The organism is Chryseobacterium sp. C-71 (genome assembly GCF_020911865.1).
Classification (GTDB): domain Bacteria; phylum Bacteroidota; class Bacteroidia; order Flavobacteriales; family Weeksellaceae; genus Chryseobacterium.
The window spans coordinates 767,862-789,558 of the sequence record NZ_CP087131.1 but is presented as its reverse complement, the minus strand read 5'-3'; the positions used below and the strand labels follow the sequence as shown (position 1 = coordinate 789,558).

Below are 21,697 nucleotides of genomic sequence, written 5' to 3'. Positions count from 1 at the left end.
TAGATGAAACTAATAATCTCTCTGAGTGTATTTCTGATTACCTTCTTAGTGAATGCACAGAATAAAAGGTTTACCTACGAATATAAATTTATCCTGGATTCTACCAACGTTTCCGATGTGAAAAATGAATTGATGAATCTGGATGTTTCAGAATCAGGATCAAAATTTTACAGTTACACGGTTTATCATTCAGATTCTATTGCAAAAATTGATTTGGAAAAACAATTGGCAGCAACTGGTGCAATCAACATTAAATCTGATATGCGAAAAGGTTTGGTGAGATATTCAGTTACCAAAAAATATCCTAAATATGAGGTTTTCTTACACAATAGAATTTTGATGGATCAGTATAAGGTTTCTGAAGAAAGACCGATTGTGTGGAAAATCACTTCTGAAAAACTGAAAATCGGTGAGTGGACAACCCAAAAAGCAGAAGCTGGTTTTGGCGGAAGACATTGGTATGCATGGTTTACGACAGATATTCCGATTCAGGATGGGCCATACAAATTTCATGGACTTCCCGGATTAATTGTAAAGCTGGAAGATCAGACCCAATCTCATCGTTTTACTTTGCAGGCTGTGAAAAATATCAGTTCGCTCCCAGAAGATATTTTTGCAGCTAAAGAAATTTTAGTTAATTCAAAACAATATAATAAATTGGTAAAAGAATACGAGACTGATCCAACGAAAGGTCTTCAGCAAATGCAGATGGGTGGCATGACGATGATTATGAAAGAAGGACAAAACAAGCACATGAAAGATCAGGAAGAACGTTTGAAGGCAAGATTGAAAAAAGATAATAACCGAATTGAACTCATTAAAAATTAATAAAATGAAAAAAATACACACCCTATTATTTCTAATCATTGGATGCAGCATTTTTGCTCAAAACCGTTTTTACTATGAATACAAATTTATTCCAGATTCTACCAACAGAGCAGATATTAAAAAAGAAATGATGCTTTTGGATATTGACAAAAACGGATCTAACTACTATAGTCAGGATAAATTTATCGCAGATTCTACATCGAAGGCCGATTTGGAAAGACAATTAAAGGCAGGTTCGGGAAATTTCACTATCAACCGTACGGATAAGCAGGGAAGTGTTGGGTATAAAGTTACCAAACAGTATCCGGATTTTAAAACATTTCTTTTTTTGAAGGTCTCTTCCGACAATTATAAAATTGCAGAAGATCAAAAACCAGAATGGAAAATACTTCCAGACAAGCAGAAAGTCGGAGAATATAATGCTCAGAAGGCTACCACCAGTTACGGTGGAAGAGAATGGATAGCATGGTTTTCTACGGATATTCCTTTTCAGGACGGACCTTACAAATTTTATGGGCTTCCTGGTTTAATCGTAAAAATTGAAGATAAAACAGGATCTCATTCAATGACTTTGGTCGGGAATAAAACGGTACAAACGACACAGAATGCTGAGCCGGAGCTTCCACAGGGAATTCAGTTGTTTGGTGCAGGACAAGATATTGAAGCCAACAAAAATCAGTTTAAAAAAGTTTGGAAAGCTTACCTCAATGATCCCACTAAGAATATGCGCGAAATGATGATGAAAAACAGCGAAACTAATCGAGTTATCTTTAAATCAAAAACAGCTGATGGAAGAGAAATTTCGGACCCGAATCAGGTTTTTAGAGAAGTCGAAAAAAGAACCAAAGAAAGCCTTAAGAAGAATAATAATTCTATCGAACCAGATTTATATAAATAGAAAGTATTTCAAATTAGAAAGTTAACAACTGTCTAGAAGGTTAATTTAACTACGTTACTGAAAAAAATAAATGCGGTGAAAATTGTCACCGCATTTTTTATTTACTTTTTACCGGTAATCCACTGATTTTGAAGTTTCAGTTCGGCAGGAGTAGGATTTGCTTTAAATTGAAGCGTTTCGATAGTCATTTTATCTAAAACTGCTTTTCCTTTAAGATCAATTTTGTCGGTTTTATCACCGTTTTTTCTAAGAACAGTTACCGTTACATTTTGTCCGTCTTTGATGGTTTTAGAATAATTGATAAACTCCTGTACGTTTTGAATGTTAATTGTTTTGCCGTCCAAAGCAAAAACCTCATCAGTGATTTTAAATCCTATACTTTTTGCGAATGGCGACAAAGCTGAGTTTTCGTCAAACACAAAGGTGTTGTTTTTTTCGTTATAACCAGTTTGGTTAGGATCTTTTATCATCCAGAAAATTGGCGGAGTGTCCTGCTTGTTGATTTCTACCCCAACCATATTAAGATATTCTGCATAAGGTGTTGGCTGGCTTCCGGCGATGTATTTATTGTAAAAATCTTTTACCTGAGGAAATCCTGTGATGGTTACCAACTCGTCAATCAGCTTATCATCTTTGAAAGGTTTGTTTTCACCAAATCTCTGAGATAATTTTCTGATCATATCACGGTAGCCCATTTCACCGTTGGATAGTTTTCTCAGTTCAATATCAAGACACATCGTCAAAAGCGTGCCTTTTTCGTACACATTTCTGTACTGATCTTTATATTGATCCTGAAGAATATTTTTACTCATCACCGTAAACGGCATCGTGTCATTATAGCTTTTAGAATTTTTGATTTTGTCGCTCATTCTCTGAAGAAATTGATCTTTGGTAATCAATCCTTCCTGAATCTGAAACAAATTGGCAAAATATTCAGTTCCGCCTTCATACATCCAAAGGTGCTGAGACATTTTCGGATCTGCATAATCGAAATAATGAATTTCTTCAGAATGCGTTTTTAATGGATTCACTGTATGGAAAAACTCGTGAGAAACTACATCCACAATCGCTTCATCGATGGCTTCTTTAGGCATCATCTCGTGAAGAACAACGCTCGTAGATTCGTGATGTTCAAGCGCTCCAAAGCCTTTGATCTGCGGGCCTTCAGTTCCTGCAAGATAGAGCATAATCGCATATTTTTTATTCGTATTCATATCACCCAAAAATTTCTTCTGAGCAACCACCATTTTTTCCAGATTTTCTTTAAAGTCTGCTGCTTTGTACTTCCCGGTCGGAGAATAAACTCCTAAAACCAAATCCATTCCGCCAGCATTGAACGTTATAAAATCGGGCTTAGAGTACATTAACGGAGAATCTGTAAGCTTAGCGTAATTTGCTAAAGTAAAAGTATCGGTAGCCTCAGATTTATCCTGATCTACAAGAGCGGTCGTTCCGTAAAAATCATTAGGTTTTTGAATCACCAGTTGATAAGGCACATCCTGCATATTATCAATATATCCTACAAAACCGTGGGTATTGATCATGAAGATTTTTCCTGCTTCAATATCGGTTCCTGAAGGCGAAAATACCGCTTTATGCTTTTCTGTTTCGTTTTCTTCATCAAAACTGTCATTCACCAAATACGTAATTTTGCTTAATGCCTGAGCATTTTTTAGTGAATACGTATTGTCATTTACTTTGGTGAAAGCCAATTCTTTTCCTTTATTATCTAAAAATTTAATTCCTTCGATGAATCTTCCGTAATCATCCACAGAATATGTTCCGGGAACGGTTTTAGGGAAATGAAATTTCACATCTCCGGATTTCATTTTCGGAAATTCCATTGTTACTGCTACTTTATCGTCTTTCACATTCACCAAATCAATATTGGTTTTAATTGACTGCGCATTACTGAAAGCTGCAGCAAGAATTCCTAAGCTAAGTGCTAATTTTTTCATTAGATTTATTTTATAGATAAGTAGTTGATAGAAAATTGGTTTTGTTACAGAGATTCTAAAATATTAAAGATAAATTTTTGTTAAATCTTGCTTATATATTTATCATTAATATGGTTCTGTATTTTAGATTCGTCCATAAGTGAATATTTTTCAACATCTTCTTCTTTGAACAATACAGTCAAATGGTCTGCTGTATAATAATTGTTTTCAGATTCTGTTATTTCAAATGCTGAAATCCAAAGACTTTCTTCTTGAATGTTGATTCTCCACGTCATTGGCAGTCGAGTAATTTTCTTTCTGCCTTTTGGGATGTATATTGTTAAAAATAAGCGATATTCCTGGCTTTCGATCTTTTCCCAATAAACTTCAACTGAAAAGATTTTTCTATTGATTTTATTAATCCAATTTTGATTTTCTGTAACATCAATAGTTTTAAACCTTCTCTAATTTTTATTTCAGACAGTTCTTCAAATCCAATTCCGTAACAACGAAATTCATTATCCCATTTTATTTGCAATAACTTACCATTGTCAAGTAGAAATATTACATTCATATCAATAGAATGAATGTTTTGTGAATGTTCCCAAAATTCAGAATCAATTTCGTAGTTGATTTCTTCATAAAAAACTTTTTGAATTTTTCTTCCTACAAAATTAGAATCTATGCTTTCAATATATTCTACTTCTTTTTGCTGAGCAATATTCATATTGTTTTTTTCTTGTTGAAATTTATCACTACACCTTCTTATATCTCAAATAGTAATTCTTATTAAACTCAACCGGCTGGCTACTTTTAAGTGTAATTTTCTGCCAAGACTCAGTGGGAGAAATTGTCTGTTCACCAAATCTTACAGGAAGATTCAGATTTTTTACTACGTTGGTAAAACGGTATTTTAGCTCTTTGTCATTTTGAGAATACTCTAAAACCGGAACTTTTGTGGTTCTTAAATATTGGTTAAAAACTGTAGAAAAATCAATTCCTGATTTCTCCGAGATGTATTTTTCAATCTGCTCTGTTGTTACCGTTTGATGATAAAAATCTTTATTTAAACCTCTCAAAATCTGTCTGAATTTTACATCATCATTCATGATTTGTCGCATTGTATGAATCATGCTTGCGCCTTTCGGGTACATATCACCGCTTCCTTCATTTCGTACCCCGTATTTTCCGATAATCGGAACGTCGTTGGCGATATTGTTCTGAATTCCCTGAGCATAAATATCTGCAGATTTTTTATCCATATAATCTTCGGTAAATAAAACTTCAGAATACATCGTAAAGCTCTCATGAATCCACATGTCTGCCTGATCTTTTGCAGTGATATTATTGGCAAACCATTCATGACCACTTTCGTGAATGATGATATAATCCCAATTCAATCCCACGCCTGTTCCGGAAAGATCATTACCCAAATATCCGTTCACATATTGATTTCCGTAGGCAATATTGCTCTGATGTTCCATTCCCAAATAAGGAGAATCTACCAATTTGTAAGAATCTTCATAAAAAGGATAAGGCCCGAACCAGTGTTCAAAGGCTTTTAACATCGGTTTTACCTGCTGAAACTGTTTTTTTGCCCGATCCAAATTATAATCAATTACCCAATAATCGAGATCTAGTTTTCCTTTTTCTCCGGCATAAGAATCTTTGAAATTGACATATTTACCAATATTCGGAATGATAGAGTAGGCGTTAATAGGATTTTTAACTTCCCATGTGAAAATATTTTTTCCGTTTTCTGTTTTTTTATCAGTCAATCTTCCGTTTCCAATTCCTACTAAATCTGATGGAGTTATAATTTTCATCACGATTCCGTTTTCAGGCTCGTCATTCCAGATATCTTTTACGGGAAGCCATACAGAGGCACCAATTCCTTCATCTGCAACGCTCATCCAAGGATTCCCTTTTTCGTCTTTGGTGAAAACCCAGCCGCCATCCCAAGGTGCATTTTTTGCAATCGTAGGATTTCCGGAGTATGTGATGTCTATCGTAAATTTTTCTCCCTTTTTGAAATTTTTCTTTGATGAAATGAAGATAAAATCTCCATCTCGTTTAAAGCCGTCAATCGTTGGAAAACTGCAATCGATTTTATCAGCTTTCATCGGTTTTTGAAGGTCAATCTGAAAAACAGGATTGGTGACATCTTTTAGAATTTCAAAACTGATTTTGTTGTTTCCTCTAATACTTTTTTGTTCAAAATCGGGCTCCACAGAAAGTTCATATTTTTTGACATCCCAAAAATTCCTGAATTCTGTATTTGAACCTTTTAAAGTATCCTGTTTGGTGAACTTTTTATTTTGCTCAAAAAATTGACCAAAAGCCAATCCTGAAGCCAATAAAATCGAGTAGGAGAGTTTATACATAAGTTGTGAAATTTGATGTCTTCAAAAATATAAAATTTAAAATCAATTGAATAAAAAAGTGTAAAGAAATGCAGGAAGTGAAGAATTTTTAATGAATACTTTCAATTTTTAGCTAAAAAAAAGATTGTTTTAAGTTTACAGTCTCTAATTTTTATTTAAAAGAGACAACGGTTTTTCACTTTTACCCTCTGTCTTCAACAAGGTTCCATTGCTTGTTTTCCCATTGACGATATAATTTCCGTCAGCAAATCTGCAATCGTGGCTTCCCACATAACCGAACATTCCGTAATGCAAGTAAGCATAGTGATGAAAACCCGATATGGTAAAATAAATGTTATTTTTAGTTTCTAAAATGATGCTGTCTGACTTTTTAAAGTTTTCAAATGGGATGTTCGTACTCAAATAATTGTCGGGTTCTGAGACTTTATATTTGAGAATGGTATCTTTGATAATCGTATTATTTCGAATTAAATAAAACTTTAATTGATCAATTTCATTTTTTCTAAATTGCCCCACTATAATGGTTGGTTTTTCTGTAATTGTGGTGATACTATCACATTCTTTCGAATATTTGATGCCGTCTTCTTCCGCTCTTTCGTGGCTGGTTTCCATTGACCACCAAAACCATCCAACAAGCATTCCGATAATCAATATCAATACTGCTAAAGCAATTAAACAACCTCTTAAATATTTATTCATTTCAAAAGTATCACATGATGAGCTTTAAATTTAAGTATTTCTAAATTATATATTCGCAAACGATAAATTAAAAGTTTCTGAAAGTAATTGGATTGGATCAATTATGAAAACAAAGCGGCGGAAAAATCTTTGATTTTTCCGCCGCTACTATATTATTAATTTCAGCCTTAGCCTCAACTTATTTCTAAACCACCGGTAATTTAGCTTCTCTTTTCTGCACTTTTCTGTACGTATAAGCACACATTAAAATACTGAATTCATATAAGAAAAGTAACGGTAAAGCCGCCATCATCATGCTCAAAACATCTGCCGGAGTAATGATTGCTGCAACTACCATAATCAGAACAATCGCGTGTCTGCGGTATTTTTTCATGAAAGCCGGGTTTAGAATTCCAATCGTCGTTAAAAAGTAAATCAGCACAGGGAAAAGAAATACAACACCCATTCCCAAAACTACTTGTAAAAACAAAGTGGTATAATCACTCAAATCGTAGAGCGGAATAATAATGTCTGAGATCTTAAAAATAACTCCGAAATTAACCGCAAATGGCAAGATTAAAAAGTAACCACACAAAACACCCATCATGAAAAGAATCCAGACAGAATTGATGATAAAGATGGAATTTTTTCTCTCGTTAGGATGCAAAGCAGGACTTATAAATCTCCACAATTCCCAAACAATATAAGGGAAGCCGATGACCAAACCACCAAAAATAGAAACGGCCATCATCACATTAAACTGCTGATACAATCTCTGCACACGCACCGGAAATTCTTTAGGTAAAGTAATGCTGTCTTCACCCAAAATCAATCTTGAAAAATGATTGACTGCTTTAAAAGTAGGAAAATCATTTCTTGTTGGTCCAAAAAAAACATGATCCATAATCCAATTGATATTAAAACCAACTACAAAAGCGGCAATAATAATAGCAATAATCGAACGGATAAGATGACCTCTCAGCTCACCAATATGTCCAAAAAAGGACATGTCTTTACCTTCACTCACAGAATTTTTTTTAATGTTTTCAAATTTATGAAAAAAAGTGGGGAGTTGGATGATGGAAATTTGAGATTCATTGTTTTAATCTATCTTTTGTAATATTTTCACTTTAATTAAATCTTAACCTTTTCCTAATTAATTCCCTCGTCTAACAGCTTATGAATGTCAATAATCCCGAAATACTGACCGTTTTCTGTCACTATCAGCTGTCCGATATTGTTGTCTTTTAAAATTTTCATGGCTTCTTTTGCCAAAGCATCTTTTTCAATACTCTTAGGATTTCCGGACATGATATCTTTGGCTAAAACTTTTGAAATATCGTCTCCATTCAACAACATTCTTCGCAAATCTCCATCTGTAATCACTCCGAGAATTTTTTCTTCGCTGGTTACAACAGTGATTCCGTGACTCGAAGCGCTGATTGAAATAATCACGTCTCTGATTGAAGATTCTTCGGTAACCTGAGGTTTTTGTGAAGAAACAAACTGTTCAACTCTCGCCGTTAGATTTTTACCTAAACTTCCACCCGGATGAAATTTGGCAAAATCATTTTCTCTAAAATCATTTAATTCCATCAAAGAAATAGCCAAAGCATCTCCCAATGACATTTGTAAGGTGGTAGAACTTGTTGGAGCCAATTTATTCGGACAAGCTTCCAAATCAACATGAGTATCAAGAATTACGTCAGAATATTCTGCCAGTTTACTTTTTCTGTTTCCCGTCATTCCTATCAATGCAGAAGAATAGTCTTTAAGATAAGCGACAAGATTAATGATTTCCGGTGAATTCCCGGAATTTGAAATGCACAACACAACATCCTGCTTCTGAATAACTCCCAAATCACCGTGAATGGCTTCTGAAGCGTGTAAAAACTGCGAAGGAGTACCTGTAGAATTTAATGTAGCAACAATTTTATTCCCGACATGTGCAGATTTTCCAATCCCTACGACAATCAATTTACCTTTTGCAGAATGAATGATTTCCACGGCCTTTACAAACTCTTCGTCGATTCTGTTTTTTAATTTTTCTAATTCAGCAATTTCGATTGCTAACGTGCTCTTAGCGATTGAAATAATATTTGATGTATCCATTTTTCCGGTATGATTTGTATCTAAATAGGCTAAAGTAAAACCGTATCATTTAAGAATATTTAACGCTGGTTTTATTTTTAATAAATCTCTTTACTTTTATTTTCAGTAAAAATGTTATAACTTTGGGTTAGATGCAAATTTAGCAATACAAAATTAGATGAGCGCAAAAAAAGCCAATTTATCAGGCGAGTTAAAGAAATACTTCGGATTTTCTACTTTCAAAGGTCAGCAGGAACTTATTATTGAAGAGCTGTTGCAAGGCAAAGACATTTTTGTCTTGATGCCGACAGGAGGTGGTAAATCTTTGTGTTATCAACTTCCCGCCCTTATTTCAGAAGGAACTGCTATTGTGGTTTCACCATTGATTGCTTTAATGAAAAATCAGGTGGATGCCGTCAACGGTCTTTCATCTGAAAATGGAGTAGCCCATGTTCTTAATTCTTCTCTTAACAAAACCCAGACCAAACAGGTTTTTGACGATATAAAAAGCGGGAAAACCAAACTATTATATGTAGCTCCGGAATCTTTAATCAAAGAAGATTATCTGGAATTTTTCAGAGATGTGAAGATCTCATTTGTTGCGATTGACGAAGCACACTGTATTTCAGAATGGGGACACGATTTCAGACCCGAATACAGAAACTTAAAATCAATCATCGATAAGATTGCAGATGTTCCGGTTATTGCACTTACAGCAACGGCAACGCCAAAAGTTCAGGATGATATCCAGAAGACTTTAGGAATGACAGATGCTTTGGTTTTTAAAGAAAGTTTCAACAGAGCTAATTTGTATTATGAAGTTCGCCCGAAAGTAAATGTTGATAAAGAAATTGTAAAGTTTATCAATAAACACAAAGGAAAATCAGGAATTGTATACTGTTTGAGCCGAAGAAAAGTAGAGGAATTTGCCCAGCTTTTACAGGTTAACGGAGTTAATGCGCTTCCTTATCATGCTGGTTTAGACCAAAAAGTAAGAGTGACGAATCAGGATAAATTCCTGATGGAAGAGGCTGATGTTATTGTCGCAACCATCGCATTTGGGATGGGAATTGATAAGCCGGATGTTCGTTTCGTGATTCACTATGATTTCCCGAAATCTCTGGAAAGCTATTATCAGGAAACTGGTCGTGCAGGTCGTGATGGAGGAGAAGGTCATTGCTTGGCTTTCTATGATCCAAAAGATATTGAAAAATTAGAAAAATTCTTGGCTCAAAAGCCTGTATCCGAAAGAGAAATCGGATTACAGCTTTTAAATGAAGTGGTAGGTTACGCTGAAACTTCGATGAGCAGAAGACAATATATATTGTATTATTTTGGCGAAATTTTTGACCCAGTCACAGGTGAAGGTGCAAATATGTGTGATAACGCATCAAACCCTCCAAAATTAAAAGATGCAACCAATGATTTGAAAAAAGTCTTGGAATTGATTGATACAACCAAAGAAAAATTTAAGTCAAAAGATTTGATTTCTGCAATCGTCGGAAAAGAAAATGCTGTTACAAAGTCTTATAAACTTGAGCAAACTTCGTTTTTCGGCTTCGGAAAAGATGAAAAAGACAATTATTGGAAAACAATTTTAAGACAGGCAACAGTACAGAATTTTTTATTGAAAGATATAGAAACGTACGGTGTTTTAAAAATCTCGCCTAAAGGTCATGAAGTTATTAACGGAAAATTCAAAGAATCTTTCCTGATTGCCGAAGATCGTGAGTTTGATTTGTCACAAACCAAAGCAGACAGCGATCAGGTACAAATGCAGGCGAACGGAAGTCTTGATCAGAATTTATTTGCTCTATTAAAAGAGCTCAGAAAAAAGGTTGCCAAAAAACATGGAATTCCTCCTTACACGGTTTTTATGGACCCGAGTTTGGAAGATATGACCGTTCAATACCCGATTACTCTCGAAGAAATTGCAAAAGTTTACGGTGTCGGAGAAGGAAAAGCAAAGAAATATGGTAAAGAATTCGCTGATTTCATCTCTAAATATGTTGAGGACAATAATATAGAACGTACTCAGGATATGGTCTTGAAAAATGTGGCGAATAAATCAAGTCACAAAGTTTTCATCATTCAAAGTACAGATAAAAAAATTGATCTTGAAGATATTGCAAGAGCAAAAAATCTCTCAATGAATGATTTGTTGAAAGAAATGGAACGTATTGTTTATCAGGGTACTAAATTGAATATCGATTACTATATTGAAGAAAATTTTGATGAAGATATGGTAGATGAATTCATGGAATTTATGACAGAATCTGAAAGCGATAGCATGAAAGTCTTGCTGGATGAGTTTGGTGATGAACTTTCTGACGAAGAAGTGAGAATGCTGAGAATCAAATTCATTAGCGACGTTGCAAATTAATTTTTTAGATAAAAATTAAAATGGAAAATCCTATTATAGAAGCAAAAAAGGAACTCATTCAGTGGATAAAAGAAATGGATGAGTTGGAGGACATTGCAGAACTGCTAGAAATCAAACACAGAATGGTTTCAAATGTAGTAGTTGCAGAAGCTCAAGCTGAATATGTTGTGAAAGATGATTTTGATGATAGGTTTGCCAAAGGATTAACTTCTGCAGAATCAAGAAAAAGAACTAAGGAATTTATTGAAAAATTGCCTTGGAAGAAATAATTATCTATTCGGAAAAATTTAATCAGTCTCTTGAAGAACTAGTTGAAGTATTATTTACTAAAGAATATTTTGGATTTAGAATTGACTGTGAATTATATGCTGATAGAATTTATGATTTTGTAGATTTTAATGTTAACAAGCCTATAAGCCGAAATACTCCGGACAAATTCCAAAAGTATGGCAGAAAATTTTTAAAATATAAAGCCAATAATAATACTTCATGGTATATTTTTTTTGATCAGAAAGGCGGCCAATTTTTGATTAATTATATAATAAATAATCATTCACATGAATTCCCTGATTTAATAGATTTGATTTAAACAGCAAAAAATAATTATTTTTTCAAACGAAATGTTCCAATGAACAAGAAAATTTCTATCATGTTTATTCTGCCGGATCTCGAAACCGGAGGCGCAGAAAGAATCGTTACCACGATTGCAAATCATCTCTCCCGAGATCGTTTTGAGCCTAAGATTTTGCTTCTTCGCAAACAAGGTGGTTATCTTGATTTTCTTAAAAAAGATGTGGAAATTATCGATATCAATACCGAAAGAATCAGACATTCATTAAAGCCTATTTTAAAAGAAATTTACCGAAGAAAACCCGATATAGTTTTTTCTGGTTTTGGGGAGGTGAATGCTTATCTTTCAATGTTTATCAAGCTTTTTCCGAAGGTCAAGTTCATTGCAAGAGAGACCAATGTTGTTTCGCAACACGTGACAAAAAAAGAGATTAAATTTTTCTACAATTTCTATAATAATTATCAGCAGATTATCGCACAAAGTGATGATATGATGAATGATTTGATTGATAATTTTAAAATCAACCGTTCAAAAATTATTAAAATTAATAATCCTGTCGACTTCGATTTTATTGATGAAAAACTGAAGGTTTCCCATAAGCCTGAAAGTTTTAAATACAATTATAAAAACGTTGTAGCAATTGGCAATCTATCTGCCAGAAAAGGTTTTGATAATTTACTGAAAGTTTTTTCCAGGTTAAAAAACGAGAAAATTTTACTACACATTTTGGGTGATGGCAAAGACCGAGAAATTCTTCATCAGATGAAAGATTTTTTAGGTTTAAAAAATGTGGTTTTTCATGGTAAACAGGAAAATCCGTATGAATATTTAAAATATGCAGATCTGTTCATTCTTTCTTCAAGATATGAAGGATTTCCTAATGTTTTACTGGAAGCTGGTGCTTGTGGAACATATTCTTTAGCCAATAATTGCCCTGGCGGAATTAATGAAATCATTCAGCATAACACCAATGGAGAAATTTCTGATATTGAAAATCATGAAAAATTTTCACAAAAAATTATGCAGATTTTACATCAGTCGCATGATCAGGATGCCATCAAGAATTCTATAAAGGCTCGTTTTTCAAAAGAGATTATTTTGAATAATTACGAAAAGGTTTTGTTGGATTTAATGAAAAGAAGATAATCTGTATATTTCCTTAAATTTGCAGTTCAATTTTTATAAAGACCAATATTTCATTCATGAAAAAACTTCCGAAACTGGGGTGTGCCTGCGAAAAACACGACTTAATCGAATCTGAATACAGAACTTCAAGCTTGGGAACAGATCTTACAGATGACAGAAAAGCAGAAGTAAATGTCATCCAATGCAGACTTTGCCAGAGAATTTGGATAAAATATGATATTGAATTTTCAAACTCTCCAGAATCAGGAAGATGGTACAAAGGAATCATCGCCAAAAAAGATGTTGCAGGAATCAAGCCGGAAGATGCTGTGGAGCATCTCGAAAATCTTGAATGGTACATTTGTGGAGGATCGTTTTTTGGAAATAAAGAAGAATTTGGACGAGGAAAATTAAATTTAGATTTATAAAATTGCCTGGATGATGCTAAGATTAGAATTCAAACAAAAAATATTCTCAATCTATTAAACTTCCATCATCGAGCATTTGAAAACTTGACAAAACTCACTTTGCTCCTTGTAAATTAATCAGTAAATTTGTAATCATTAAGAATAGCTAATAATAAATTATAAAAATAAAATGAGTCAATTCGATGTTACCGTAATAGGTTCTGGTCCTGGTGGTTATGTTGCCGCAATTCGTGCAGCACAATTAGGTTTCAAAACAGCAATTATCGAAAAATATTCAACTTTAGGCGGAACTTGTCTTAACGTTGGATGTATTCCTTCAAAAGCGCTTCTAGATAGTTCTGAACATTTCGAAAACGCAAAACACAATTTTGCAGGTCACGGAATTATTATTAATGAACCTCAAGCTGACATCGCAAGAATGATTGAGCGTAAAAATGAGGTTATCAAACAAAATACAGACGGAATCAGCTATTTGATGAACAAAAACAAAATCACTGTTTTTGAAGGTCTTGGAAGCTTCGAATCTGCTACTCAGGTTAAAGTAACAAAAAACGACGGTTCTACAGAAACGATTGATTCTAAATATACCATCATTGCAACAGGTTCTAAACCAACTTCTTTACCTTTCATCACTTTAGATAAAGAAAGAGTAATCACTTCTACTGAAGCATTAAATTTAAAAGAAATTCCTAAGCATTTAGTAGTTATTGGTGGTGGAGTTATCGGTCTTGAATTAGGTTCTGTTTATTTGAGATTAGGATCTCAGGTAACGGTTGTTGAGTTTATGGATAAGATTATTCCTACCATGGATGGTGCTTTAAGTAAAGAATTAACGAAAGTTCTTAAAAAGCAAGGAATGAAATTCATGCTTTCTACAGCAGTTTCGGCAGTTGAAAGAAATGGAGATACTGTAAAAATTACAGCTAAAGATAAAAAAGGAGAAGAAGTGACCGTTGAAGGAGATTACTGTTTGGTTTCTGTAGGTAGAAAGCCTTACACAGACGGTCTTGGATTAGAAAAAGCAGGTGTTGAATTAGACGAAAGAGGAAGAGTGAAAACTAATGATCACCTTCAGACTAACGTTGCAAACATTTACGCAATCGGAGACGTTATCAAAGGGGCAATGTTGGCTCACAAAGCTGAAGAAGAAGGAGTTTTTGTAGCTGAAACATTGGCTGGACAAAAACCTCACGTTAACTATAACCTAATTCCAGGTGTTGTTTACACTTGGCCTGAAGTTGCGGGAGTTGGTAAAACTGAAGAACAGCTAAAAGAAGAAGGTGTAGCCTATAAAGTGGGTTCTTTCCCAATGAGAGCATTAGGAAGAAGCCGTGCAAGTGGTGATGTTGATGGTTTGGTGAAAATCATCGCAGACGAAAAAACTGACGAAGTTTTAGGAATGCACATTGTAGGAGCAAGAGCTGCCGATTTGATTGCAGAAGGTGTTATCGCAATGGAATTCCGTGCAAGTGCAGAAGATATTGCAAGAAGTTCTCACGCTCACCCAACGTATGCAGAAGCTATCAAAGAAGCTGCTTTGGATGCTACGGGTAAGAGACCTATTCATATGTAACAAAGAAATTTTGGTATCTTAAATACACTAAATAAATATTTTTAATAATGCAGAAATTCCTTTGAGTTTCTGCATTATTTTTATAAAATATGTGGTATTTTTGATTAAACTAAAAATGAATGTTATGAAAATTACACGTTTACTTTATTTATTATTGCTTATTCTGACTTTTTCTTCGGTAAAGGCACAAGATTTTTTCACTCCTATTAATGAAAGAAGTATAAAAGCTGAAGCGAAAAGCAGAACAGTGACACCAGAAAAGTTCCTTACCTATCAATTAAATGTAGGGAGCATCAAAAATTATTTTAATTCTGTACCTGAACTAAAAGATAATGATTCTAAAAATAGTGCAAGCATTATCATCCTACCAATGTCAGACGGAACGAAGGCCAGATTTAAAATTTGGAAATCATCTGTAATGGATCCTAAATTGGCAGCACAATTTCCAGAACTTGTTACTTTTACAGGACAAGGTGTTGATGATGCTTATGCTACTGTAAAATTAGATTTTACAGAATTAGGATTTCATGCTCAGATAAAATCTGTAGTGACTGGAGATTTATATATTGATCCTTATTCGAAGAATGATATTAATAATTATATTGTATATAAAAGAAGTGATTTAATCAATAATCATGTCAGAACCTGTGGTGTAAAAGATGATGTAGAAACAGGAAAAAAAAACGTAACACCAAGCGTCGGCACCCAAATTAGAATTTTCAGATTGGCAGTTGCTTGTACTGGTGAATATGCTATAGCTGCAACAGGTTTACCTTCTCCTACTGTAGCTCAAACCCTTTCTGCTATTGTAACTACTGTAAACAGAGTCAATGGTGTGTATGAACAAGAAGTGGCTGTAAGACTGGTTTTAATAGCTAATGAAGCAAGTATTATTTTTACAAATCCTAATACTGATCCATTTACAGGAAATGATGATGCAGATATATTAATTGATGAAAGCCAAACCAATATTAATTTATTAATTGGTTCTGCAAATTATGATATTGGACATACTTTCAGCACCGGTGGAGGTGGATTAGCAGGATTGGGAGTGATTTGTATCAATTCTGATAAAGCAGCTGGAATTACTGGTTCTAGTAATCCTGTTGGAGATCCTTATGATATTGATTATGTAGCACATGAAGTAGGACATCAGTTCGGTGGACCTCATACATTTAATGCTACGACAGATAATTGTGGTGGTGGCAATCGCTCAGGAGCGAATGCAGTAGAACCGGGAAGTGGAATTACAATCATGGCCTATGCAGGAATTTGTGGAAATTTAAATGATCTTGCTGGTAATAGTATTGCTACTTTTCACACACGCTCATTTCAAACAATAACTTCGACAGTTTTGGCAAAAACATGTCAGGTTACAACTCCAGTGTCTAATACTGCTCCCGTTGTAAATGCAGGAAGTAATTATACAATACCTGTAAATACACCATTTAAATTAACAGGGTCGGCTACAGATGCACAAAATGCCGGGCTTACTTATTCTTGGGAACAAAATGATACTGGACCTGCAGGAAATTGGAATGCTCCTACTGGTAATGCCCCATTATTTAGATCATATTTGCCAACTACCGTTCCGTACAGATATTTTCCAAAAATTCAAGATGTATTGAGTAATACAGTTACAAAAGGTGAATTTTGGCCAAATTATGCGAGATCTCTAGAATTTAGATTAACCGTAAGAGATAATAATGCAGGTTGTGGTGGTATTGCAAATGACGATGCAGCGATTACTGTTAGCGGAGCTTCAGGACCTTTCAGAGTAACTGCTCCTGCTACAGCCGTAACATGGAATGGAAGCAGTTCACAAACAATAACATGGAATGTTGCAAATACTACTGCGGCTCCCGTAAGTTGTGCTAACGTAAGTATTCTACTTTCTACAGACGGAGGTCTTACTTATCCCATTACAATTTTAGCATCTACACCTAATGATGGTTCAGAGATAATCACAGTTCCTAATGTTAATACATCACAGGCAAGGGTTATGGTGGCAAGCGTAGGAAATGTTTTCTATCATATTAATCCTTCTAACTTTAGTATTAATCAGGTTTTAGCGGTGAATGAAGCTACTCAGGATAATGACGCTTTTGTAGTTTATCCTAATCCGAGTAAAGGGATATTAAATGTTAAATTTATCAGACAAAACGAAATTCATGATATCAGCTTATATGATTTAAGTGGTAAGTTAGTTTTCAGAAAGCTAAACAATACTACGGGTAGTGATAGAATCGCTACTTACAATTTAGATAAATTAGTAAAAGGAGAATATTTAATTAATATTAAATCTAAAACAATTGATAAAACGATAAAGTGGATTAAAGAATAAAATTAATTTTTAATAGATTTTTTTGATTATCAGAATTAAACTAACATAAAAAGAGAAGCAGCTGCTTCTCTTTTTTATTCCATATCATTGTATTAGATTCAGAAGAAGGGAAAGATATAGATTGCGTGAAATAATGTAAGATACTTTTAAATAATCTGAAAATTTCAAAATAAATGATTAAAGCAAAAATCAATTTTTATCTTTAATTAAAATTCCATTACTATTAAACCTTAAAACTCTCAAACTAATTTCCGTACCTTTGCCAACTAAATTATCATTAATGCAAATCGGAAGAACTCAGACTTTAAAAATTTCAGAAAAAAATAATTCAGGATGGATGCTTGAATCCGAAACGGGCGAGACCGCTTTTATGTCTAAAGTTTTCATTCGTGACGAAAAAGAAATTGGTGATGAAATAGAAGTGTTCGTTTATCAGGACGATCATAAGCTAAAAGCTACAACTGAAACACCGTTGGCAGAAGTTGGAGAATTTGCGGTGATGAGCTGCGTACAAAGTCTCCCAAGCGGTGCTTTTATGGATTGGGGAATTATCAAAGATCTTTTCATTCCCTACAAACAGCAAAAATCTAAAATTCTTGAAGGAAAAAGATATCTTGTGAATCTTTATATCGATGAAGAATTGGAATTGATTACAGGAACCACAAAGTTCAAAAGAAATCCGCAATACGAAAATGTACCTTTTCAAAAAGGTGATAAAGTAGAGCTCATCATGATGAACGAAAGTGAGTTGGGTTGGAATGTGGTCATCAATAAAAAATACCTCGGATTGATTTACGCATCTGATGTTTATAAAAAAGTATATCCGCTGTCTGAAGAAGAAGGTTATATTAAAACAGTCCGTGAAGATGGTAAAATAGATGTTTCTCTTCAACCGGAAGGTTTTGAAAATATTGATGAGTTTAGACAAAAAATTCTAAACAAATTAGAGCAAAACTTTGGTTTACTTCACTTATCAGACAAATCTTCTCCTGAAGAAATTAAAGATGAACTTCAAATGAGTAAAAAGAACTTCAAGAAAGCACTTGGTGGTTTGTATAAAGATAAAATCGTGGAAATTTTAGAAGATAAAATTAAACTTGTATAAGTTTACACTCAAAAATAAATTGATAGTCTGAGCATTTTGTTCAGACTTTTTTTATGATAATAATCACGGAAAATCACTTAATTATTTTGTTTAACAATTTTGTCAAAACAAATGTTTGATATATATTTGCACAAAATTGTTTAACAAAAATGTCAAAACAAGAAAAAAAAGATCAAACGCAAGAATTAATCAAAGAAACTGCAAAGAATTTATTCTTTGTGCAGGGGAAATTTAACGCAACTACACAAGAGATTGCTGATGAGGCAGGTGTTAATAGAACGCTCATTAACTATTATTTTCGATCAAGAGACAATCTTATTCAAATTATTTTTGATGAAGCTCATCGAGTAGAAAAAGAGAAATCTGAATTGATTATGAATTCAGATTTACCTTTTAAAGAGAAAATAGCCAATTTCATAGACGGAAGTCTTCAAACCAGTCTTCAATACCCATACCTGGAAACTTATATTGTGTCGCAAATCAACAAAGGAAGCTGTCACAAAAAAGATGTGGAAGAAAAAGAATTGAAGAAATTATATGAGGATATCGAAAAAGAAATGCAATTGGGAAACATTGAGAAGATGGCACCCGTACAGTTTCTTATCAACATGGTTTCGTTATTAGTATTTCCTAGTGCAGTTCGGCCTTTGTTTTTGGAGAATTTAATGATTACAGATAAAGAGTTTGATAAAATAATTTCAGAAAGAAAAGATATCATCCTCAACATGCTTTTTAAAAATTAATTAAAAATTGTTAAAGTAATTATAAAATTGAATCGTCCTTTAGGAATAAATGACTGCAAGAAATCAAAATTATTAAAAAAATAAACGAAGTAATAAATTATGAATAGAAAACTTGTAACTGCAAAAAAGCTAAAAATTGGGATAGCTGCAGCATTTATGATTTTCGGCTCTACGTCTACTTTTGCACAGCAAGAGGTTTCTTTACAAGAAGCCATCAAACAGGCTCTGCAAAATAAAGCAGAAGCCAAAAAAGCAGCTTTGCAAATCAAGAAAGCAGAGTATAAAATCGCTGAGGCAAGAGCTGGTGCGTTGCCACAAATAAGTGCAACTGCCGGGTTGACGTATAATCCGGTGATTCAAGAGTCACTTTTGGAATTTGGAGGAGAAAGGATCCGTGCTAAATTGGGTCAGCCTTGGACTTCAAGCGCCGTGGTGACTTTGAATCAGGCTATTTTTGACCAAAGAGTTTTTACAGGATTGAAAGCTGCAAAGTCTACCAGAGAATTCTACGTTTTGAATGCTCAGCTTTCTAACGAGCAGATTATTGAGAATGTAGCAACTGCCTATTATCAGGTTTTTGTACAGGAAGAAAATCTTAAAACATTAAATGTAAGTTACACGAATACCGAAAAGGTAAGAAATGTAATCAAAAGTTTAGTGGAAAACGGTTTGGCAAAAGGAATTGATCTTGATCGTACCAATGTACAGCTGACGAATATCAGTGCGAACAGACAACAATTGGTGAATGCTGTTGAGCTTTCAAAAAATTCTTTGAAATTCTATATGGGAGTTCCTATCGATACCCCAATTGAGCTTGAAGAAAAAATTATCGAGCCAAAACCTGAATTGATTGCCGGAAATGTAGATTTAGATTCTCGTACAGAGGTGAAAGTTTTACAAAAAAACAGAGAGCTTTTACAATTCAATAAAAAAGCAACTGAGGCTTATCTTTATCCAACGGTTGGGCTTACGGCTAACTATGGTTGGGCCGGTCAGGGTGGAAAATTTCCTTTGACCAACGGATTGAATAATGGAGTTCTTTGGAGCGATTATTCTGCGATTGGTTTAAATATTAATATTCCTATTTTCACGGGAGGTTCTACGAAATCAAAAATTCAGCAGGCTGAGATTGATATTTTAGACTTAGATCAGGATATTCAAAATACACAGTTGACTTTAAGCTTAGATTATAAAAATGCAATCACAAATATCGAAAATTCTTTGATTACGATTGAAAGCATGAAAAATAATGTATCACTGGCTGAAAAAGTTCAGAGAGATACTCAGGCTAATTATCAATATGGTTTAGCAACATTAACTGAAGTTTTAGATTCTGAAAATGCTTTGACAGATGCAAAACAAAATTACACCACTGCATTATTAGACTATAAACAGGCTGAAATTAAATTAATCAAGGCTAAAGGCGAACTTAATACATTACAAAACCCATAATAAAATGAAATCGCTATGAACTATAGTATAAAAAAAACTTATGAAAATGTGGCGATTGCATTTGACCTTTAAAATTAATAAATAACTTCAAATGAAAAAAACTTTAATATATATCATCGTCGCTGCTGTACTTGTAGGTTTAGCGGCTTGGAAAATTGCCGACAACAAAAAGAAGCAGGAAACTGAAGTAAAAGAAGTAGCAAAGCAGGTTGATAAAATCAACGTGAATGTAATCACCGTTGCAAGAGAAAATATAGATACAGATTACTCTGCCAATGGAACTTTTATCCCAAAACAAGAATCAAATCAGTCTTCTGAAATTTCAGGACGTATTGTAAGCGTTATGGTAAAAGAAGGTTCTAGAGTAGGAGCAGGTCAGGTTTTGGCAACCATTAAAAGAGATGCGATTGAAGTAGATGTTACTCAGGCTCAGAATAATTTACAGAATGCCATTGCAGACAACCAGCGTTATGAAAATGCTTTCAAAACAGGAGGTGTTACAAAACAACAGTTGGACAATTCAAGATTACAGTTGAAAAATGCTCAGGCTGCTGTAAGAGCTCAAGGTGTAAAAGTAAATGATACAAGCATCAGAGCCGGAATCAGTGGAATCATTAATAAAAAAATGGTTGAGCCGGGAATGGTCGTTGCGCCGGGAACTGCTTTATTTGAAATCGTAAATATTATCAGCTTAAAACTTTCAGTTTTGGTTGATGAAAGCCAGATTGGAAGAATTCAGTTGGGTCAGGAAGTTTCAATTAACGTCAATGTTTTACCTGATGAATCTTTCAGCGGAAGAATTACGTTTATCGCTCCAAAAAGTGATGCTTCTCTTAATTTCCCTGTTGAAATTGAAGTTCAGAATAGAGGAAACCTGAAAGCGGGTATGTATGCAACGGCTTTATTTAAAACAAATAACGGTGCTGAAACTCAAAATATGCTAACAGTTCCTGCTGAAGCTTTCGCAAACGGAGTTAGCTCAGGACAGATCTTCATCGTTCAGAACGGAACCGCTAAAATGATTACCGTAAAAACAGGAAAAGTATATGGTGACAAAGTGCAGATTATCAGCGGACTGAATGGAGGTGAGCAGGTAATTACCAGTGGACAGATCAACCTAGATAACGGTTCAAAAATCAATATCGTAAAGTAACAGA

The 21,697-nt window shown here is 34.1% G+C and carries 20 protein-coding genes; 13 read left to right on the top strand and 7 right to left on the bottom strand.

Annotated elements, in window-relative coordinates; translation table 11 throughout:
* The first annotated feature begins 3 nt into the window (after positions 1-3).
* On the top strand, positions 4-828 hold the full coding sequence (locus LNP04_RS03555) for a GLPGLI family protein (RefSeq protein ID WP_229985203.1): 825 nt from the start codon (positions 4-6) through the stop codon (positions 826-828).
* Between the two features lie 4 nt (positions 829-832).
* Complete coding sequence (locus tag LNP04_RS03550; protein ID WP_229985202.1) at positions 833-1,726, top strand: GLPGLI family protein; 894 nt, start codon at positions 833-835, stop codon at positions 1,724-1,726.
* A 101-nt stretch (positions 1,727-1,827) separates the two neighbouring features.
* On the opposite strand, the gene LNP04_RS03545 is transcribed toward LNP04_RS03550, so the two are convergent.
* The 7 genes from LNP04_RS03545 to LNP04_RS03515 all read right to left on the bottom strand — a co-directional run bounded on the left by LNP04_RS03545 (position 1,828) and on the right by LNP04_RS03515 (position 8,837).
* A complete protein-coding gene (locus LNP04_RS03545; RefSeq protein ID WP_229985201.1) occupies positions 1,828-3,684 on the bottom strand; it encodes a peptidase M61 in 1,857 nt (618 codons plus the stop codon).
* An 80-nt stretch (positions 3,685-3,764) separates the two neighbouring features.
* Positions 3,765-3,959 carry a hypothetical protein gene (locus LNP04_RS03540; RefSeq protein WP_229985200.1) on the bottom strand — a complete coding sequence of 65 codons (195 nt, stop codon included), beginning with the start codon at positions 3,957-3,959 and terminating at the stop codon, positions 3,765-3,767.
* Positions 3,960-4,003: 44 nt separating this feature from the next.
* Complete coding sequence (locus LNP04_RS03535; RefSeq protein ID WP_229985199.1) at positions 4,004-4,390, bottom strand: hypothetical protein; 387 nt, start codon at positions 4,388-4,390, stop codon at positions 4,004-4,006.
* A 28-nt stretch (positions 4,391-4,418) separates the two neighbouring features.
* On the bottom strand, positions 4,419-6,047 hold the full coding sequence (locus LNP04_RS03530; protein WP_229985198.1) for a M1 family metallopeptidase: 1,629 nt from the start codon (positions 6,045-6,047) through the stop codon (positions 4,419-4,421).
* Positions 6,048-6,191: 144 nt separating this feature from the next.
* Positions 6,192-6,746 (bottom strand): hypothetical protein, encoded by a 555-nt coding sequence (locus tag LNP04_RS03525; RefSeq protein WP_229985197.1) that lies wholly within the window; start codon positions 6,744-6,746, stop codon positions 6,192-6,194.
* Positions 6,747-6,930: 184 nt separating this feature from the next.
* On the bottom strand, positions 6,931-7,752 hold the full coding sequence (gene tatC / locus LNP04_RS03520; RefSeq protein ID WP_229985196.1) for a twin-arginine translocase subunit TatC: 822 nt from the start codon (positions 7,750-7,752) through the stop codon (positions 6,931-6,933).
* A 125-nt stretch (positions 7,753-7,877) separates the two neighbouring features.
* Positions 7,878-8,837, bottom strand: coding sequence for an SIS domain-containing protein (locus LNP04_RS03515; protein WP_229985195.1), 960 nt, complete (start codon positions 8,835-8,837; stop codon positions 7,878-7,880).
* A 157-nt stretch (positions 8,838-8,994) separates the two neighbouring features.
* Here LNP04_RS03515 and recQ point away from each other — a divergent pair, with 157 nt between their 5' ends.
* The 11 genes from recQ to LNP04_RS03460 all read left to right on the top strand — a co-directional run bounded on the left by recQ (position 8,995) and on the right by LNP04_RS03460 (position 21,693).
* A complete protein-coding gene (gene recQ / locus LNP04_RS03510; protein WP_229985194.1) occupies positions 8,995-11,199 on the top strand; it encodes a DNA helicase RecQ in 2,205 nt (734 codons plus the stop codon).
* A gap of 20 nt (positions 11,200-11,219) precedes the next feature.
* Positions 11,220-11,468 (top strand): hypothetical protein, encoded by a 249-nt coding sequence (locus LNP04_RS03505; RefSeq protein ID WP_229985193.1) that lies wholly within the window; start codon positions 11,220-11,222, stop codon positions 11,466-11,468.
* Positions 11,456-11,788 carry a hypothetical protein gene (locus LNP04_RS03500; RefSeq protein WP_229985192.1) on the top strand — a complete coding sequence of 111 codons (333 nt, stop codon included), beginning with the start codon at positions 11,456-11,458 and terminating at the stop codon, positions 11,786-11,788. The genes LNP04_RS03505 and LNP04_RS03500 overlap by 13 nt, the downstream gene beginning before the upstream one ends.
* Positions 11,789-11,827: 39 nt before the next feature.
* Positions 11,828-12,916, top strand: coding sequence for a glycosyltransferase (locus LNP04_RS03495; RefSeq protein WP_229985191.1), 1,089 nt, complete (start codon positions 11,828-11,830; stop codon positions 12,914-12,916).
* A gap of 56 nt (positions 12,917-12,972) precedes the next feature.
* The gene (locus LNP04_RS03490) at positions 12,973-13,323 is read left to right on the top strand and encodes a hypothetical protein (protein WP_229985190.1); all 351 of its coding nucleotides are present in this window, start codon (positions 12,973-12,975) and stop codon (positions 13,321-13,323) included.
* 169 nt (positions 13,324-13,492) lie between these two features.
* Entirely contained in the window at positions 13,493-14,896 is a 1,404-nt protein-coding gene (lpdA, locus tag LNP04_RS03485; RefSeq protein ID WP_229985189.1) for a dihydrolipoyl dehydrogenase, read from the top strand.
* A gap of 124 nt (positions 14,897-15,020) precedes the next feature.
* On the top strand, positions 15,021-17,240 hold the full coding sequence (locus tag LNP04_RS03480) for a reprolysin-like metallopeptidase (RefSeq protein WP_229985188.1): 2,220 nt from the start codon (positions 15,021-15,023) through the stop codon (positions 17,238-17,240).
* A gap of 280 nt (positions 17,241-17,520) precedes the next feature.
* Positions 17,521-18,345: a S1 RNA-binding domain-containing protein gene (locus LNP04_RS03475; RefSeq protein WP_229985187.1), complete on the top strand. Its 825-nt coding sequence runs from the start codon at positions 17,521-17,523 to the stop codon at positions 18,343-18,345.
* A 149-nt stretch (positions 18,346-18,494) separates the two neighbouring features.
* Complete coding sequence (locus LNP04_RS03470) at positions 18,495-19,088, top strand: TetR/AcrR family transcriptional regulator (RefSeq protein ID WP_229985186.1); 594 nt, start codon at positions 18,495-18,497, stop codon at positions 19,086-19,088.
* Between the two features lie 99 nt (positions 19,089-19,187).
* On the top strand, positions 19,188-20,540 hold the full coding sequence (locus tag LNP04_RS03465) for a TolC family protein (protein ID WP_229985185.1): 1,353 nt from the start codon (positions 19,188-19,190) through the stop codon (positions 20,538-20,540).
* A gap of 91 nt (positions 20,541-20,631) precedes the next feature.
* A complete protein-coding gene (locus tag LNP04_RS03460; RefSeq protein ID WP_229985184.1) occupies positions 20,632-21,693 on the top strand; it encodes an efflux RND transporter periplasmic adaptor subunit in 1,062 nt (353 codons plus the stop codon).
* Positions 21,694-21,697: the final 4 nt, after the last annotated feature.

Bases quoted from the DNA above. Each gene is read 5' to 3' on its own strand.
- LNP04_RS03555 (WP_229985203.1), top strand. From the start codon at position 4: ATGAAACTAATAATCTCTCTGAGTGTATTTCTGATTACCTTCTTAGTG.
- LNP04_RS03550 (WP_229985202.1), top strand. From the start codon at position 833: ATGAAAAAAATACACACCCTATTATTTCTAATCATTGGATGCAGCATT.
- LNP04_RS03545 (WP_229985201.1), bottom strand. From the start codon at position 3,684: ATGAAAAAATTAGCACTTAGCTTAGGAATTCTTGCTGCAGCTTTCAGT.
- LNP04_RS03540 (WP_229985200.1), bottom strand. From the start codon at position 3,959: ATGACGTGGAGAATCAACATTCAAGAAGAAAGTCTTTGGATTTCAGCA.
- LNP04_RS03535 (WP_229985199.1), bottom strand. From the start codon at position 4,390: ATGAATATTGCTCAGCAAAAAGAAGTAGAATATATTGAAAGCATAGAT.
- LNP04_RS03530 (WP_229985198.1), bottom strand. From the start codon at position 6,047: ATGTATAAACTCTCCTACTCGATTTTATTGGCTTCAGGATTGGCTTTT.
- LNP04_RS03525 (WP_229985197.1), bottom strand. From the start codon at position 6,746: ATGAATAAATATTTAAGAGGTTGTTTAATTGCTTTAGCAGTATTGATA.
- LNP04_RS03515 (WP_229985195.1), bottom strand. From the start codon at position 8,837: ATGGATACATCAAATATTATTTCAATCGCTAAGAGCACGTTAGCAATC.
- recQ (WP_229985194.1), top strand. From the start codon at position 8,995: ATGAGCGCAAAAAAAGCCAATTTATCAGGCGAGTTAAAGAAATACTTC.
- LNP04_RS03505 (WP_229985193.1), top strand. From the start codon at position 11,220: ATGGAAAATCCTATTATAGAAGCAAAAAAGGAACTCATTCAGTGGATA.
- LNP04_RS03495 (WP_229985191.1), top strand. From the start codon at position 11,828: ATGAACAAGAAAATTTCTATCATGTTTATTCTGCCGGATCTCGAAACC.
- LNP04_RS03490 (WP_229985190.1), top strand. From the start codon at position 12,973: ATGAAAAAACTTCCGAAACTGGGGTGTGCCTGCGAAAAACACGACTTA.
- lpdA (WP_229985189.1), top strand. From the start codon at position 13,493: ATGAGTCAATTCGATGTTACCGTAATAGGTTCTGGTCCTGGTGGTTAT.
- LNP04_RS03480 (WP_229985188.1), top strand. From the start codon at position 15,021: ATGAAAATTACACGTTTACTTTATTTATTATTGCTTATTCTGACTTTT.
- LNP04_RS03475 (WP_229985187.1), top strand. From the start codon at position 17,521: ATGCAAATCGGAAGAACTCAGACTTTAAAAATTTCAGAAAAAAATAAT.
- LNP04_RS03470 (WP_229985186.1), top strand. From the start codon at position 18,495: ATGTCAAAACAAGAAAAAAAAGATCAAACGCAAGAATTAATCAAAGAA.
- LNP04_RS03465 (WP_229985185.1), top strand. From the start codon at position 19,188: ATGAATAGAAAACTTGTAACTGCAAAAAAGCTAAAAATTGGGATAGCT.
- LNP04_RS03460 (WP_229985184.1), top strand. From the start codon at position 20,632: ATGAAAAAAACTTTAATATATATCATCGTCGCTGCTGTACTTGTAGGT.